This is a genomic window from Capnocytophaga leadbetteri, from assembly GCF_003054025.1.
Taxonomy (GTDB): Bacteria; Bacteroidota; Bacteroidia; order Flavobacteriales; family Flavobacteriaceae; genus Capnocytophaga; species Capnocytophaga leadbetteri.
In genome coordinates, this window is record NZ_QBKG01000026.1 from 1 (window position 1) to 16742 (window position 16742).

Annotated in this window: 13 protein-coding genes; 3 read left to right on the forward strand and 10 right to left on the reverse strand. The window is 38.3% G+C overall.

Going from position 1 to position 16742, the window contains the following annotated elements; all coding sequences use genetic code 11:
- Nucleotides 1-163: 163 nt before the first annotated feature.
- Together C8P65_RS11655 and C8P65_RS12315 are read right to left on the reverse strand one after the other, a co-directional pair.
- Nucleotides 164-598, reverse strand: a complete 435-nt coding sequence (locus tag C8P65_RS11655; RefSeq protein ID WP_009420259.1) for a hypothetical protein — start codon at nucleotides 596-598, stop codon at nucleotides 164-166.
- Between the two features lie 95 nt (nucleotides 599-693).
- Nucleotides 694-1755, reverse strand: coding sequence for a hypothetical protein (locus C8P65_RS12315; protein ID WP_245887410.1), 1062 nt, complete (start codon nucleotides 1753-1755; stop codon nucleotides 694-696).
- A gap of 875 nt (nucleotides 1756-2630) precedes the next feature.
- Between C8P65_RS12315 and C8P65_RS11670 the strand changes: the two genes are divergently transcribed.
- From C8P65_RS11670 to C8P65_RS11680, 3 genes are all read left to right on the forward strand, one after another.
- The gene (locus tag C8P65_RS11670) at nucleotides 2631-3854 is read left to right on the forward strand and encodes a 3-deoxy-D-manno-octulosonic acid transferase (protein WP_107782945.1); all 1224 of its coding nucleotides are present in this window, start codon (nucleotides 2631-2633) and stop codon (nucleotides 3852-3854) included.
- Nucleotides 3855-3866: 12 nt separating this feature from the next.
- Entirely contained in the window at nucleotides 3867-4799 is a 933-nt protein-coding gene (locus C8P65_RS11675; RefSeq protein ID WP_107782946.1) for a hypothetical protein, read from the forward strand.
- Nucleotides 4800-4870: 71 nt separating this feature from the next.
- Entirely contained in the window at nucleotides 4871-5536 is a 666-nt protein-coding gene (locus C8P65_RS11680; RefSeq protein WP_107782947.1) for a DUF421 domain-containing protein, read from the forward strand.
- A gap of 155 nt (nucleotides 5537-5691) precedes the next feature.
- Here the strand turns inward: C8P65_RS11680 and C8P65_RS11685 are convergent, their stop codons facing one another.
- The 8 genes from C8P65_RS11685 to C8P65_RS11720 all read right to left on the reverse strand — a co-directional run bounded on the left by C8P65_RS11685 (nucleotide 5692) and on the right by C8P65_RS11720 (nucleotide 16569).
- Nucleotides 5692-8010, reverse strand: a complete 2319-nt coding sequence (locus C8P65_RS11685; RefSeq protein ID WP_107782948.1) for an outer membrane beta-barrel family protein — start codon at nucleotides 8008-8010, stop codon at nucleotides 5692-5694.
- 232 nt (nucleotides 8011-8242) lie between these two features.
- A complete protein-coding gene (locus C8P65_RS11690; protein ID WP_107782949.1) occupies nucleotides 8243-9742 on the reverse strand; it encodes a DUF5689 domain-containing protein in 1500 nt (499 codons plus the stop codon).
- 30 nt (nucleotides 9743-9772) lie between these two features.
- Nucleotides 9773-12490 carry a carboxypeptidase-like regulatory domain-containing protein gene (locus tag C8P65_RS11695; RefSeq protein WP_107782950.1) on the reverse strand — a complete coding sequence of 906 codons (2718 nt, stop codon included), beginning with the start codon at nucleotides 12488-12490 and terminating at the stop codon, nucleotides 9773-9775.
- A 132-nt stretch (nucleotides 12491-12622) separates the two neighbouring features.
- Nucleotides 12623-13693, reverse strand: coding sequence for a GDP-L-fucose synthase family protein (locus C8P65_RS11700; protein WP_107782951.1), 1071 nt, complete (start codon nucleotides 13691-13693; stop codon nucleotides 12623-12625).
- A 2-nt stretch (nucleotides 13694-13695) separates the two neighbouring features.
- The gene (gene gmd / locus C8P65_RS11705; RefSeq protein WP_107782952.1) at nucleotides 13696-14853 is read right to left on the reverse strand and encodes a GDP-mannose 4,6-dehydratase; all 1158 of its coding nucleotides are present in this window, start codon (nucleotides 14851-14853) and stop codon (nucleotides 13696-13698) included.
- Complete coding sequence (locus C8P65_RS11710; RefSeq protein ID WP_107782953.1) at nucleotides 14850-15248, reverse strand: hypothetical protein; 399 nt, start codon at nucleotides 15246-15248, stop codon at nucleotides 14850-14852. Before C8P65_RS11710 ends, gmd begins: the two co-directional genes overlap by 4 nt.
- Nucleotides 15249-15251: 3 nt before the next feature.
- Entirely contained in the window at nucleotides 15252-15476 is a 225-nt protein-coding gene (locus C8P65_RS11715) for a hypothetical protein (protein ID WP_107782954.1), read from the reverse strand.
- A 112-nt stretch (nucleotides 15477-15588) separates the two neighbouring features.
- Nucleotides 15589-16569: an acyltransferase family protein gene (locus C8P65_RS11720; protein ID WP_107782955.1), complete on the reverse strand. Its 981-nt coding sequence runs from the start codon at nucleotides 16567-16569 to the stop codon at nucleotides 15589-15591.
- Nucleotides 16570-16742: the final 173 nt, after the last annotated feature.

The following is a 16742-nucleotide window of genomic DNA, read 5'->3' on the forward strand; positions in this document are numbered from 1 at the left end:
CCTATCTCTATAAAAGCCCAAAGAATATTGTTATATATACCTATAAGTTTATATACCTCAAAAAATCTTTCTTCATCCCACGAATTTTTCCACTTCCCAAGTGAAGCAAGAGAAAACTCCCATAAATGCTCTTTCTTTTGAATAGAAAAGGCTCTGATAGACATTACATCATCGTATATTTTATCCTTTTTGTATATATATATATATATATACCCATTTGGAAAAAACTTATAGAAAATTTATCAATATTTCCCAATACCATAAGATTCCCTTCTCTATCCAAAAGAGCTGTAATGAATATTTTTTGTTGTTCATCTAAAAAATAAGTTTCTAAAAACTCTTTAGATAAATACAAAAAAGCTTTGTCTTTTCCTTCTTCTATTAACTCTAAATTTTCGTCGAAGATTTTATAATTATTCTCCCACTCACTACAATAGAATTTACCATTAAAAGTAGCAAGCGGACTTAGTGGCGTTTTGTAAAGCATTTGTTTTTTTTCGCCACATTGAATTTCATCTGATGTATTGATGTAATAAGGTTTGCCTTTATAGATAACATAATCTCTTACATTATCTATTTTAGAAATTAATTTAAACATTTTATTGCGATTTTATTGCATTTTGCTAAAAGTATAAGGACTTTTATAGGGTGCTAAAATAGTCATTTCTCCGAAAAAATACAATAGCTTAGATGTTATTCTTCTCTTTCAAAAATATGCAAAGTATGATTACTATCTAAGATATACACCTTATTTTCTGAGACTTTTAAATCTCTAAGGCGAGTAAAACTATCATCTCTTTCCACTACTGCAATAGGCTCTGAAATATAGATAATTTCCTTGGTATTGATGTCTAAAATGCCAAATTGTAATTCTTTGTCATTATAAAAATACAATAAATCTCCTTGTAGACTTGTATTCCCACTAACTCCATATTTTTTTAGGTTCATTTTCTCCATTTTATCCCGCATACCATATAGCATAGGAGTTATTTTTTCTTTATTGAGGTCTATTTCAAAAAATCTGTCAGCTATTAAACCGATAATTATTCCTTTTTTTTCATCCAAAATAAATTTTGCACGATAAAAAATGTAAAACTCTTCACTATCTACATAACTATCGACTTTGCCTAATAAATTCCCCTTGGGTATCCCTAGAATATGATGTTTCAACTCCCCAGTTTGAATATCTAAACCAATAAATCCACCTCTTTCTATATAAACCCAAAGAATATTATTATATATTCCTACAAATTGTTCTACTTCATAGTCAAATTCTTCATCTGTATTGTAATCTTTACCTTTACCAAGAGAAGAAAGAGGAAACTCCCAAAGGAACTGACCTGTATATATTTCTATCCCTTGTATTGTATTTTTGTTCTTAAAAAATAGTTTCTCTTTCCATTCCAAAAATTTAAATATTCTAGAATTTAGTATGTAGTGAAATTCATTGTTTATTATATTAAGAATAGCTGTTTTTTTATCTTTACTAACTAATAAGAAAGAATCAGAAATAACTTTTTTAATAAAGATATCTTTTAGAAATCTTGTCTCTTTTTCCATTATCAAATAGGTATTTCCATAGATATCAGGAATGTAAAAATAAGGTTCTTTATAATTTAAGAATTGTAAAGATAGAGGACAATTCAGAATAGAATGCCCTTTTTCATCTATAACTTCTTTCCCATTGCTAAAATATAGTTTATCATCTACAACAAGAAAGTTATCTACATTACTAATATATTGTACTTCTTTCATATTATGGTGTCTTTATAATAAGTTCAACAATATCACTAATCTTTTCACTCGTTAAGTCTGATATATTATCTATATCCAAGCTTTCACTAAGATTTTTGTTTTTTTATATAAATTGCTTTTTCTTTAGATGACAGTGTGTCCCTACAAGGAATATCCTGTATATAAATTGTGTAAATAGTGTCTTTTTCCATATCATATATAGGAGTAATAACTATTTGATTAGTTTCAAACATTGTTTCAAAATGCTCTATAAGTTGTTTCTCTACATCTGTTCGTTCTAAAGCATTAGGAGTTGTTAACCAATACACAATGAATAGACCATACCTCACAAGTATAAAAAACTCCTACTAGTATAATACTTAAAAGAATAAATATAGTTGTTTTATATTTCATTTTATAGAAGTTGTTGCCCTGTATTCGTTTTCTCTGTACAATATATTTTTCACTTTCAGCAAAGGTAGTATTTTTTTCTCAATCGCCAAATTTTTAATTAAGACACGCCCATTACACCCGTCCCACTCGTCCCACCCGTCTCACATCTCTGCCCGTGCGGCTCGCACTCCCACCCGTCCCACTCGTCTCACATCTCTGCCCGTGCGGCTCGCACTCCCAGCCCTCCCACCACTAACATTAACACTTTTTATTAAATATCTTTCAATAATATCTTCAGTATAGATTGGATATACACTGAATACAGATTGAGTATAGGAAGAGCGAAGAATCATCGTTATCAAATCGATAACAAAATGAGCAAATCATTGCGAATAATGCAATTCTCCCCCTCTAATGCGTAATTTGCATTAATATATAATTATTACTACTTTTGCACCGAAAAACTTATTACCTTTGCCACCATCAGCAATTCACTAAAATTAATGTACACATTATCCATATACCTCGTTAGGGCAATCCTCCCTATTGTGGCGCTTTTCAGCAAGAAAATACGCCTGTTCGTCAGCGGACGCAAATCCGTATGGGCTACCCTCAGCACTGAGCTCGACCCCCAAGCCCGCTACGTATGGATACATACCGCCTCTTTAGGCGAGTTCGAACAAGGCTTGCCCGTTATCAAAGCCCTCCGCAAGCAGGGCTATAAGGTGCTGGTTACCTTTTTTTCGCCTTCGGGCTATGAGGTGCGCAAAAACACCCCCGATGCCGATATCGTAGTCTATTTACCTTTAGATACACCCGCCAATGCCCGCCGTTTCGTGCAAATGGTGCAACCTGCTATGGCTGTTTTTGTCAAATACGAGTTTTGGTGGCACTATTTGTCGCAACTTCGCAAGGCAAATGTACCAACTTACCTCCTTTCGGGCATATTCCGACCCAGTCAAGCCTTTTTTAAGCCTTATGGAGGCTTTATGCGCCGTTGTTTGCACTGCTTCACTCACTTTTTTGTCCAAAACGATTTGTCTAAGCAACTGCTGAACGGCTTAGGCTTTACCAATGTTACGGTAGGGGGCGATACCCGCTTCGACCGTGTCGCCGAGATTGTAACCCGCGATAACCACCTCGATTTTGTAGAGCAGTTCAAAGGCGATGCCCTCTGTGTGGTGTTTGGCAGTTCGTGGCCTGCTGATGAAGAGGTGTATTTGTTGTACCTCAATAGCTGTAAGGGCAAGGTGAAGTTCATTATAGCGCCCCATAATATCCATCCTGATGAGATAGCCGTTTTAAAGCACAACAAACAGAAGTTAGACCGCAAAGTAGCGCTTTTCTCCGAGAAAGACACACTTAACTTAGCCGATTACGAGGTGCTTATCATCGATACCATTGGCATTCTCACTAAGGTATACAGTTATGCCGATATAGCCTATGTAGGTGGCGGTATGGGCAGTACAGGCTTGCACAATGTTTTAGAGCCTGCTGTCTTTGGCATTCCGGTTCTCATTGGCAAGAATTACAACAAGTTCAACGAAGCCAAAGAGTTAGTTGCTTTAGGCGGAGTGCTTTCTATTAGCAGCCCCGAGCAGTTTGCCACAGCTATGGATAGCCTAATAAATTCACCGGACAAACGCGCTGCTATCGGAGCCATCAACAGCCGTTACATAACAGAAAAACAAGGCGCCACTAAAGCCTTTTTATCAGTCTGCCAATAATTATTTTTGCAAATGAAAGCTTTATTACAGACCATAATGCTTTTAGCGGTTGCGCCGCTTTGGGGGCAGTTTTCGGGCTATGCGCTTAGGCAAGAGCTCAAAGGCGTGCAGCCCAACTCTTGGCAGCGACTGGTCTTGCCTGCTGCCGCTTTCGACCGCTATTTACCCCACATCCACGGCGATTCCTTCACCCCAAGAGGGAAGGACATTCGTATTTTCGGCATTTCCGAGCGCGACACTATCGAGGTGCCTTTTGTATGGGGCGATAGTACCCTTACCTTGCAGTCCATCAATTTCAACTACCGCTCCGATGCCAAACGGCAGACCTCTCACCTCAGTTTTTTATTGCCTAATAGCCTAAAAGTAAACGAATTGCAGATAGAGGTATTGCCTGTATTCAAAGGCGAACGAGAGGTACAACTAACTATGTGCGAGGGGCTTACCCTCCTCAACCCCCACTGCGACCGCCCCAAGACGCTTTATCAAGGCAAACTGATGCCGCAGTTGGTCAATACGTTAGCTTTCGAGCCTGTTTATTTGCACAAAGCAGAACTCCTCATCGACGACAGTGGCAAATCACCCCTTATCATCAGCAAAGTAAGCGTGAAGAGTTATACTTATGCGGTGTATATACGCTTTGCAGGTGCCCAATACACCTATTATCTTGCTTACGGAGGCTTTGGCGAAGACCCTAAAACCTACGATTTGCCAGAACGCGTACCCTCAAAAGTATCTTCAGAGGTCACTTTGGGCGAAAAAGAGGTACTTTTTAAGATACCTTTTGCGCCTCCAACCCCCGATGAGACCTCAGTTTCAGCAAAGATACGCAAGAAATACGAATACAGAGGACGAAGTTTTGGTGCTTTCCTGATATGGGTAACTATAATAATGATAGGTTCTCTTATAATTACTGCTTTCAAGGCACTTTTTCGCAAGAAAAAATAGATTTTAATTGGCTATTGCTAATTCCCTAATTATTCTTATTTTTGCCTCTTGAAAACTTATGAATATTAATTATGTACACAATTCCTTACATCGAATCCGATGAGTTTTTCTATTTAGATGTATTCCTAAAATTGCTGTTAGGATTGTTAGCGCTTGCACTGATTATCAATAAGTCAGGCAAGGGCAATTTAGCCCCCACTTCAGCTATGGATCAGGTACAAAACTATGTGTTGGGGGGTATTATTGGGGGTGTTATTTACAGTCCTTCTGTTAGTATTTTTCAGTTTGCTGTCGTTTTGTTTATTTGGGCATTTCTAATCTTTGGGTTGCGCCAGCTCAAAACTAAGAATCACGCTTTTAGGCGCTTTATAGACGGAGCTCCAGTAATTGTTATCAATCGTGGAAAGATAAATATAGAAGCTTGCAAGAAAGCCAAAATTACAGCGCACGAACTTGCTTTCAAACTGCGCAGAGAAGGGGTATACTACATCAGAGAGGTGAAGAGGGCAGTACTCGAGCAAAATGGCGAACTTATTATTGTATTAGTAGGCGAAGAGAACCCTAAATACCCTATCATTACCGATGGAATTATCCAGAAAAGTGTACTTGAAGATGTAGATAAAAACGAAGAATGGTTGCTCGAAGAGTTACAAAAAGCAGGCTATAACAGCCCTGCTGAGGTATTTTTAGCCGAATACGAAAACGGCTCTATAAAGGTCATACCTTACGCAAACTAAAGCATCACAGCTAATCTGCGTATTTTGCTTATTAGCATTGCTTTTAAGTTGCTTTTCCTGAAGAAATAACACATAAGATTTGTAGATTTTTTGACAACAAAAAGAGGCTTTGGCAGATAATACTGTCAAAGCCCTTTTGTTGTTTAATAGTGTCGCTACATACGGCTTCTTTCTTCTTCCGAAGCGTTTTGTCCTTTATACTTGCTTTGGGTAGCGTTGAAATTATAGCTTATCCCTATTTTGATACTATAGTTGCTGTAGTTGTTAGTAGCGCGACTTACTACATAAGGGTTGCGGAACTCCGTATGGTTGTTTAACTGGTTGAAAGCGTCCATTACACCTCCATATACGGTAAGCGATTGATTGAAAAACATACGTGCTACAACTAAGTGCACCCCACTGCGCGGTTCGTTCATATAATACTCTCTAACAGTGCCCCTGCTGGCGTAGTTGAGTAGGGCTAATACCATCCAGTTGTCGCTTAGTGCTATTTGGTTCATCATTTCTACTGAAAAAGAAGGCTCATTAGTAGGTAGTACCCCGCTTACAAAAGGTTTGAGATACGTAAGCGTAAGTTTAGGCATCCACTTGCCTATCTGAGTTTGAGCGTTGAGCACACATCTAAGAGTGTTATAATCAGCGTAGTTGCGAAGGGTTTTCTCTATCACATTGGGGTCTGTAGCCGAAAGCCCATAATCATCGTGAATGGCCTTGTGAAAATGACTATATGTTACCGCAGCCGAAAGAGGTCCGTAGGTAGCTAGTGCATTCCACTCATCAGTAAGCTGAGGAACAACAAGAGGGTTCCCTCTATTGTATAAGAAAGGCGCACTATAAGCACTATAGTCGCTGAGTTCATAGAATGCAGGACGACGTATCTTGAGGGTATAGCTAAAGGTGAGTTGGGTTTTATCCCAAGGGAAAGCTACTGATACATTAGGCAACCAATCGCGGTAGGTTTGGCTCTTTACATTGCTTTTCTGTCCGTTTTCGTAATACCCAAAATCGGCGTACTCATAGCGTGTGCCGAGCTTTAGGCTTACTTTCCCGAAAGGATATGAGAAACTAACAAATCCTGCTGAACGGCTCTCAGTATTCTTGATGTCGGTAGTGGTAAGCACATTGTCTTGGTAGTATTCGGTACGGTGCAAATTGCCAAGTTCAGCCCCATAGTTGAGAGTTCCTTTGCCTAACTGTTGTAAGAAAGTTGTCTTAAGTCCCCACCAGTCAGAAGCCGCATCTTGGTGAGTACGCACGTGGCGCACTGATGAAGTAAGGAGGTTGTGCTCATCGATATTAGAAGTGTTGTCTGAGCGTTGCCCTATATAATCTACATCGGTTTGGAGTTTTAGCTTAGAGGTAAGTTTGCCTTCGTAATAAGCATTCACACCCAAGTCTTTATTTTTGTTAAAACGGTCATATTTATTGAGCCCTTTAGCTGTAAGCAAGTTATTTTTGAAAGTGGCAGTCTCTTGGGTGCTAAACCTATGCCCTACCCAAGGTTCTATACTCCTTCTCACACTCATACCTATTGAGTGTTTGTCTGAAATCTCGTGTGCTATTCCTATTTTAACGTTTATCCCTTTGGCATTGCTTTCGTTGGTTTCATCACTCATCACGCGCCACTCATTACTTTGAGTATGCACTTGCAAATCCTGATAGGTGTCAGCATTTTTCTTATTGAAGTTGTTGAAATTGCCTATAGTTGCGAAGCAGTCTGTCTTGCCTTTTCGATAGTTGAAGTTGAGCCAATTGGTTATCATAGCTCCTTTTTTTAAGAAATATTCTTCATTTTCGACAGAACCACTAAGTCCATCGCCTTGTTTTTTCTTCAGTTTAATATATATCACAGCTCCTACGGTATTGTCGTGCTCGGCACCCGGTTGGGTTTCGAGTTCTATGCTTTCGATGTCTTTAGGGGCAAGGTGATAGACCTCATCGAGGTTGCGCACACGGCGGTTGTTGATATAGAAGATAGGGTTGCCCTTGCCAAAGACCTCAAAGCCCCCGCCAGTGTACGAGGTGCTCACCCCAGGTAGGAAGTTGATAAGCATCTCAGCACGGGGCATCTTTTGTAAGGACGATTGTGCTACATTGGTGCTGATGCGCGTGCCTTTCTGCTCGATGATTGGTCGGCGGGCGGTTAGCACTACCTCGCCTAACTGATTGGTAGCAGGGGTAAGCTCTATAATTCCCAACTGCGATTGTGAGGGGGTAAGTACCTTTGGCTCGTACTCCAAATGGGTGATTTTAATAATGATTTTCTTATTCTCTGCCGTGTTAGGCAATTCAAAAACGCCTTTAGCATCGGAGATAGCCCCTTTAACGAGAGTAGAATCGGGGAGGGTAATAAGAATGATATTGGCAGCACTTATTGGTTTTTGGTCAGTGTTTACAAGGATGCCTTTGAAAGAAGATTGTGCAAAGACACTGGCGGTTGCTGCTAATAGCAGTGATAGGATAATTTTTTTCATTGGTTTTGTTAATCTTGATTTTCGCTTATATAAACGAAATATTTTTTAAAAGGTTGGAATTTTTTTCTGGGAGGTTTTAGATGTTTATTTTTTGGTGATTGTTCGGTGATCGTCTAGTGATCCTTCGGTCTTCCTGTATCCTTCGTATATCTGAAGTAAAGGGACAAAAAAAGAGGCTACCCTTTTTCGGATAGCCTCTTTTAATAAAAACTATAAGGTAAAAGTAAAAACTCTAATTCTTGAATACTAAATCATTAGCATCTTCGCATTTTATCTGTTTACTGCCATTATAAACGTCAAAAGTACCTTTTACTTCTATTTTTTGTCCCGCTGTTTTAAGTTTATTTTTTGCTTCAGCTGATAGTTTCTTATATACGCTAGACACTATAAACACTTGTATTTTAGTGTTATCAGAAAGGTGTATATAGGTGTTTTTTGCTTCTGGTGTAAGCGTACCTTTTAGGAGTACTCTTTTGTCTTTGTTAGCATCAAAGTCGGCTACGGTTGCAGTGGCGGCATCGAGGGTGGTAATCTGAGGGACTGTAGCGGGTGCTTTGATAAACTCTATATCGCTCTCTTTGCTATATACAATTTCTTTTACCACAGTGCCGTTTTTGAGTGGGTAATCGGTAAATACTCCGGTTACAGCTATTTCATAGCCTGCCATCAGCAATTTGTCTTTAGCTGCTTGAGAGAGCGTAACTTCGCGAGGAGCATAGACTTGTATTTCGGTACCGTCTTTGAATGTAATGTAAGTACGATTACTCTTAACGGTTATTACGCCGTGTAACTTAACGCGTTTGCCTACTACATAGTCGGCTACGGTTGCAGTAGCGGCATCGAGAGCTACTACGGTAGCTGTTTGAGTACTTGTTTGGGTAGAGGTGGTGGTAGCACTACTTACTACTTTGATATCAGCATAATTGCTTATCATAAACTGCCAAGAGGTATTGAATTTAGATAGTACCCCTGTAATATCAAGAGTTCCTGCAGGGACTTTTTCGTCTTTGAACTTAGCATAGCTGCTGGTTCTGAAGTCTATAGTCTTACCATTGGCATCGGTAAGTTTGTAGTTAGTAGCTCCGCCTAAATCTTTGTTTTTGTCGTACATCGTTTTGCCAACTACTTCATTAGGAAAATGTACGCCTTTGAGGGTGATAAGCTGTCCTGCATTAGCATTATTTTTAACTGCGTCTATAGAGGTAACTTCTTTAGCAAGCGAAGCAAGGGTTTTACGCTCTCCACCCATATCGTATAGATGGGTTTTGTAAATAGCTTCGGCCATAGAACCTACACTTTCGCGACCTGATTTTTCGTTTTTATAAATCTTATAACCTACTTCAGTAATGGCATTATTAAGCTGAGTAGTAAGTCCTTTGAGGCGAAGTTGTACCTTAGCGCCAATAGGGAATTCGGTGTAGATACCGCTCTTATCGAGTGCTACTGAAAGGGCTTGGGTTTTATCTTCGTTTTGGATGTAGATTTTCTTGTAGAAATTACCTCCTTCATCACTTGAAATTACATACCCTTCGATAGCTTCATCGGCACTGTAAGTTTTTATAGAAGCGGTAGTTCTACTAGCAACATCAGAAAAGCTCACTACCTTGCCAGCAAAGGCTGGTAGCACTTTCTTGTTGTTGGGCAATTCGTAATCATCGTCTTTTACACACGACATTACAGTACATAGCGAAATAAACGCTATAGCTGTGTTTTTTAATACATTTAGTTTCATATTGTTCGATTTTTTTAATACATTAATTATTTAGAGACTGATAGCTAAGTTTGCCATATAGGTACGGCCGTATCCTACAAAATAGCGGTTGCCGAATGAAGGAACCCCGTGAGCATTGTCTTGCAACATTTTGCCATAGTTAGCGGTACGCGATTGCTCAAAGCCACCAGACAAGAATTGGGTATCGAATAGGTTGTTAATGCTTAGCATCGCACTAATATACACCTTCTTAACACGCCAAGACTTTCCTCCCACTAAATTCACTAAGAAAACATCGTCTAAACGCTCTTGCTTGAGGAGTTGGCGAGCCTTATCGTAGTCGATATTGGTAAATGACTGACGGGTATTGGGGTCGATGAAGAACTGTGAGGTGCGATTGAGCGCCGAAAGCGACACATAGTTTTTAGCCAATAGATTAGCTGTGGCACTTACCCACCAATAGTTATTGCTGCGGTACTCTAACCCTACTGAATATGCTTGCTGAGGGCCACTTGGTACGTGGTAATTCTTCAATTTCACCTCATCATAAGCAATTCCCTGAGGAATATCATCAGACGAAATATATAATTTTGGATTATTAACATAAGTGTATTGCCCTAAAGCAACAGCTGCTGAAAGTTTGAGTGTAGGAAGTAATTGCGCTTCAGCCCCCCATTCTAAACCAAAATGACGTTTCTTTATGCCATCAATCGTTTGGGCTACAAAACCGTTGCTTATTTCATCAGTAAGAGCTGTTTCGGTGTAGAAGAAGTTGGTTTCTGAGGTATTTTCTATCTCGGTAATATATCCTGTAAGGCGAGATTTGAGGTAAGGCAAACGCAAAATATAGTTAGCATCGGCAGTATAAGCTACCTCATTCTTTATATTAGGCAATAGTCGGTTAGAATTGCGTACGTTTACGAAAATATTGCGTACTGATTGAGGCGTATTGAAGTAAGCGGTATTAAACTGCAATAAGTGTCTGCCAGTAAGAGCATACGTAAATCCTGCCTTAGTGCTCATACCTTTTTGCACCTGTAGAGCACCTTTGCCATACGAATCGGGGTACACAGGGTAATAGAAATTGCCTTCGCGTTGTACATCAGTATAATGATAACGAGCCGCCACGAAAACTTCTGCTTTTTTGAAGGTAAACTCAAGCTGACTAAAGGCTTCTACTACGTTGCTATTAAGCGCATAAGAGTAGTTCCACTTGTCGCCTTGCTGCTTCTTTCTGTCAGCCTCAAGACTGTTATACGGCTGACTCTCGAAATAATCGTAGTTCATAAAATAGTTACCCCCTAATAAATCGTCTACTAAAGCGTAGTTGTCAGAAGCTATTCTGCGGTACACTAAGCCTGAGGTACTCTTAATATTCTCATACACAGGGGTAGAAAAGTTTACATTAGTAGTAAAGGTACGCTCGCGGTTTACATCATTGCTTACGATGAAAGCACTACGCCCATCGGTAGCATTGCGGTTGGCAGCGTATAGGTCAGCCCAATTCAGCTGAGGATTGTTCAAGAAGTAATTCTTTTGGAGCTCTGCCATTGCCTCGTCAGAAGGTTGTTGATTTAGATAATAGCTAGGCATTTTTTTGTAGTAATTAGGCTCTGGGTTCTGTGCATTACCATAGCTAATACGGGTATTGCCTATCTCGCCAAACTGATAACCTAAGTCTACATTTAGACGCGTATCGTCCTTCTGATAGTTATACGAAAGCACAAAAATAGGTTCGGAGATAATACGGTTGCGAGAGTTTCTTTTATCGCCTTGCTGGTCGCCCCAATAAGGATTATAGCGATACCCCATTAGGTCGATTGCCTCGCGTGTAAGAGGTGAAGTTTTACCTCTTTTTATAGGAGAAAACATCCCTACTAAGTTGAAGTTGTGATAATTATTAAGTTGGTATTCAATAGCTCCTGAAAAAGCATAGGCATTGTAGAGCGTACCATCTACCCAGCTACCATTGGCAGCCCAACGGCGAGAAGCTGAAAGGGTATAAGCTAAGCCATTGCGCTGTAGCCCAGAACTATAAGTAGCCATTAGCCTACCTACATAGCTACGGTTGCTTAGTGAAGAAGAAAAGCGCAACCCTGGTCGGTTGAGAGACGGACGTATATGAATGTAGGTAGAGCCTGCAAGTCCGCCAAAGGTATAGTCAGATTTAGCTATGCCATTAGAAAGTTCTTGATTGCGAGTAATATCATTAAGTCCGCCCCAGTTAGCCCACTGAGCTCGTCCGTTTTCTAACCGGTTCATCGGAATACCATTGATAAGCACATTCACATCCTTAGAATCATAGCCACGTGGTTTGAAGAAAACCGAACTAAAATCAAAAGCAGCACGGCGCATAAAGACATCTTGCGAACTCTGCAAAAGTCCTGACATAGCATCGGCTTGGCTCTCGTCATCTTCTAGTTCGTTTTCTGAAATAACCGCTAACTGCTCTGCTTCTTGAGCATAGTCAGGCGAAAGGGCGTAGGGGTCGAGAAGCTGACGGCGCTCTTTCTCAATCATTACTACCTCTTCGCGGGTAGTATAGCCATTAAGCGAGAAGAAAAGGAGAAAGTCGCCCTGTGGAAGTTGCAACACATACCTACCTTTGCTATCAGTTTCAGCATAACGGCGAGGAGAGTTCACGCGTACTTTCACACCCTGTAAAGGCTTTTTAGTTATCTCATCAATTACTGTTCCTTCAACTTTCACCTGAGAAAAAGCAGTAATAGAGCACAATAAAAGCACATAAAAATACAATTTCTTTAACATAACACTATGAGGTTAATTTCTTAATTTATGTAGCAAAGGTATATAAATAATAATAAACCACCAAAATAAAATGTTAAAAAAAACTGATGAAGCCGTGAGTCTCATCAGTTTATAATTTTGTTATGGAGAATTTTATCTTAAATAATTGTCGTACATCAGCTTTACACCTTGCTCTAACTCAATAGTATGTCGCCATCCTAACTGATGCAATTTATTAGGGTTAGTAAGTTTTTTCATAGTGCCATCAGGCTTAGTACTATCAAATACAATCATACCTTTATAGCCTACGGTTTGCTTAATAAGCTCTGAAAGGGCTTTTATAGAAAGGTCTTTACCTGTACCTATATTGATATGCGTATTGCGAACCTCTTTAGCTCCTACGGGATAAGTATCTTTGAAGTCGATGCGCTCCATCACAAACACACAGGCATCAGCCATATCTTCACTCCACAAAAACTCACGCAAGGGAGTACCTGTACCCCATAGGGTTACTGCTTCAGCCGTAATACCATATTTTGATAAGACTGCCTTTATCTCCTCTTGACTATTTTCTCCGCTTACCCCTTCTACCGGACGTCTATTAAGATCTGTCTTTATAGCCTCCCAATCATTCTGAAGTAAAGCATTTGCCAGATGTATTTTTCTAACCATTGCTGGAAGCACGTGTGAATTTTCTAAATGAAAATTATCATTAGGACCGTATAGGTTAGTAGGCATCACAGCTATAAAATTAGTGCCATACTGTAGATTATAGCTTTCGCACATCTTTATACCTGCAATTTTAGCAATAGCATAAGGCTCATTAGTATACTCTAAAGTCGAAGTTAGCAAGCAATCTTCAGGCATTGGCTGAGGTGCTTCTTTTGGATAAATACAAGTGCTACCTAAGAAAAGCAGTTTCTTTACCTTATTTTTATAGGCTTCGTGAATTACATTATTCTGAATCATCAAGTTCTCATAAATGAAATCAGCACGATAGGTGTTATTTGCCATAATCCCTCCAACCTTAGCCGCTGCTAAAAACACATATTCAGGTTGTTCTTTAGCAAAAAACTCAGCTACCGCTTGTGTATTGCGCAAGTCGAGTTCGGAACTGGTTCTGCCAATAAGGTTTGTATAGCCTTTTTGTGAAAGGTTTTTCCATATAGCTGAACCAACTAACCCATTATGCCCAGCTACATATATTTTAGCGTGTTTTTCCATCCTTACTCAAAATAATTCATTACTTTAAATCCTCCTTCTTTAAGGTAAGCATCGCGTTTGAAGAGTTTAAGGTCAGAACGCATCATATCTTCTATAAGTCCTTTTAGGTCATATTCAGGTTTCCAACCTAAAACTGTTTGCGACTTGGTAGGGTCACCAATAAGCAAATCTACTTCTGTAGGACGGAAGTACTGAGGGTCTACTAATACTACTTCAGCTTTGTTAGCAATCTTAGCTTCTATAGCTGCTAAGTACTTTTCGCCTACTTTTTCAGCAAAAATAGCCTTGTCTACTGCAACTATATACCCTTTTTCATCTACCCCTTGACCTTTAAAGTCAATAGTCAGCCCGATTTCTTGTCCCGCCATTTTGATAAAATCGCGGATAGCAGTAGTGATACCTGTAGCTATAACATAGTCGCTAGGGGTGTCTTGCTGCAAAATGAGGTACATCGCCTTGATATAATCTTTAGCATGCCCCCAATCGCGTTGCGAACTTAAGTTACCCATATAGAATCTTTCTTGCATACCCAAAGCTACTCTGCTAAGAGCACGGGTTACTTTTCGGGTTACAAAAGTCTCGCCGCGGATAGGTGATTCGTGGTTGAATAAGATCCCATTAGAAGCGTGCATTTTATAAGCCTCGCGATAATTCACCGTAATCCAATAAGCATAAAGTTTAGCTACGGCATAAGGCGAACGCGGATAGAAAGGAGTCTTTTCGCTCTGAGGCACTTGCTGTACTAAACCGTAAAGTTCTGAAGTAGAGGCCTGATAAATACGAGTTTTATCAGTAAGCCCTAATAAACGTACCGCCTCAAGAATACGAAGTGTACCCAATCCATCAGCATTACCTACGTATTCAGGTGTTTGAAAACTCACGTGTACGTGACTCATTGCAGCAAGATTGTAAATCTCATCAGGCTGTACCTCTTGAATAAGACGGGTGATATTCATACTATCGGTAAGGTCGCCATAATGCAAAATGAGATTTCTATTCTCTAAATGAGGATCTTGGTAAAGATGATCAATACGATCGGTGTTAAACAATGAAGAACGGCGCTTCATACCGTGTACTTCATAACCTTTTTTTAGCAGGTATTCAGCGAGATACGCGCCATCCTGACCTGTAATTCCTGTGATAAGTGCTTTTTTTGTCATTGCTTGCTTATTTTTATAAAAAATGATCGGAGTATAATTTGTTTTTTAGCGGTAACCAAATGAGTCCTTTCTAAATTATACCTCCTTCTATATTGTTGGAGTTCTGCTATTTTATAATTTGTTCTTATTGAGATAAAGAGTATAGAGAGCAGTATTGAAAAACCTATAACTATTATAAACCAAGCGTATGAAAACCATTTATGGTTTGTAAGTCGTTGATCTTCTATGATTTGTACTATATGAGTATCTGTAAGAGATTCTTCTTTAGCCATCTCTATAAGTTTCTTATGCCAAGCTGAAACAAGAACTTTGTCATTCCAACGTATATGCCATAACTCATACCAACGAAAATGATAGCTCTCTACTGTTTTTGCCAAATGCATACGCAGATTCATCCCCTATCTTACAATTACATAATAGAATGTACAAAATAGGGCTACTGCTGTTGCAAATAAAGGTATACTAACAGTAGTATGAGCCACATAATAGAATACAGAAGAAACTACTGTGATAGGAAGCAACAATACATTATCTATACCTCTTTTCTCTTTTTGTAAGTATTCTTCTCCTTTTAGTACATTTTTCTGATAGAATCTTCTGTTTTTTAAAATGTTCTTAGACATTAGTCAACTTCTTTTTGAATATTTATAATTAGCTTTGATGGGGCAAAGGTAGTGATTATTTTTTGAAAAGTTATAACGATTAGAAAAAATCATGTACTCTTAGATAAAAGTTCTATTTTCCAAAGAAAAGTCTATTTATATATTTATTCTTAGAAATAAGTTTCTGAACAAAAAGACTTCCCATTAGAGCTATAAATGATAGAAGAACTACCTTTAGATAAAGATTTATTGAGTTAGCTTCGAAAAGTATAGAATGAAATAAATATAAAAAATAATAATGTATTGCGTAAATTTCTAGTGTAATAGGAGCTATATATAAAATGAGTTTAATCCACTTTCTTTGAAAAGAAAATAGATTAAAAATATAATAAAAGGATAGAATGCCTGAAATAGGAATAAGGTATCTAAAAAATAAATAAAGAACGCTTTTAGACCATGTCGGAAAAGAATAGCTTTCCATAAATGTAAAAGAAGAGCCAAAATGCCAAAAAGGTACAGTGAAAGAGAAAATAAGAATACTAATAACACCCCAAGAATGGCGATAAGGGGTAAATAAACTTTCATGTTTATGGAAAATATAACCAAAAGAGAAAAAAACAATATGCCAAAGCATTAATGATATTCCTAAATATCTTCCATAAGGAGTAAAATGTATAATAGCTAAACATATAGTTATTAGAAACATTACTATTTCTTCATATTTCTTACTTATGGTAAAGGAAATTTGTAGGAAAGCACATAAAAAGAAAAGTACCCATAAAAACCATAATCCTTTATCTGGATTTGCTAATAGATCAATAAGAGAAATTATGTCTTTATGAAAAATAAAGGCGTAAATATCAGATATTATCCACCATACAAAGAAAGGAATGATAAGAGTTTTAAAACGTTTTTTCAGATTTATATACTTTTCTCCTTGAGGTTTAAAACATACATAGCCACTTAAAAACATAAATAAAGGCATGTGAAATGCATATATAAATTTAAATAGAGGGTTCTCTAAATCATCATTAGTTAAAGTCTGAATAGAATGCCCTACAACAACAAGTACGATAGCAAAACCTTTCAAAAGATCTATATGAATATTTCTCATTTTAATAAATTTGTTAGTTCTTTGATATACTGTTATTTTTTATAGGTTGAAAAAATATCAATTTAGAATTTTATTAGAAAACGTGTTTAAACTTTTTTGAGGAACTTGGAGATAAACCCTAATAAAAGCATTCCAATCCAAGTTACATCAAGATACTCGTATCTCATTATCAA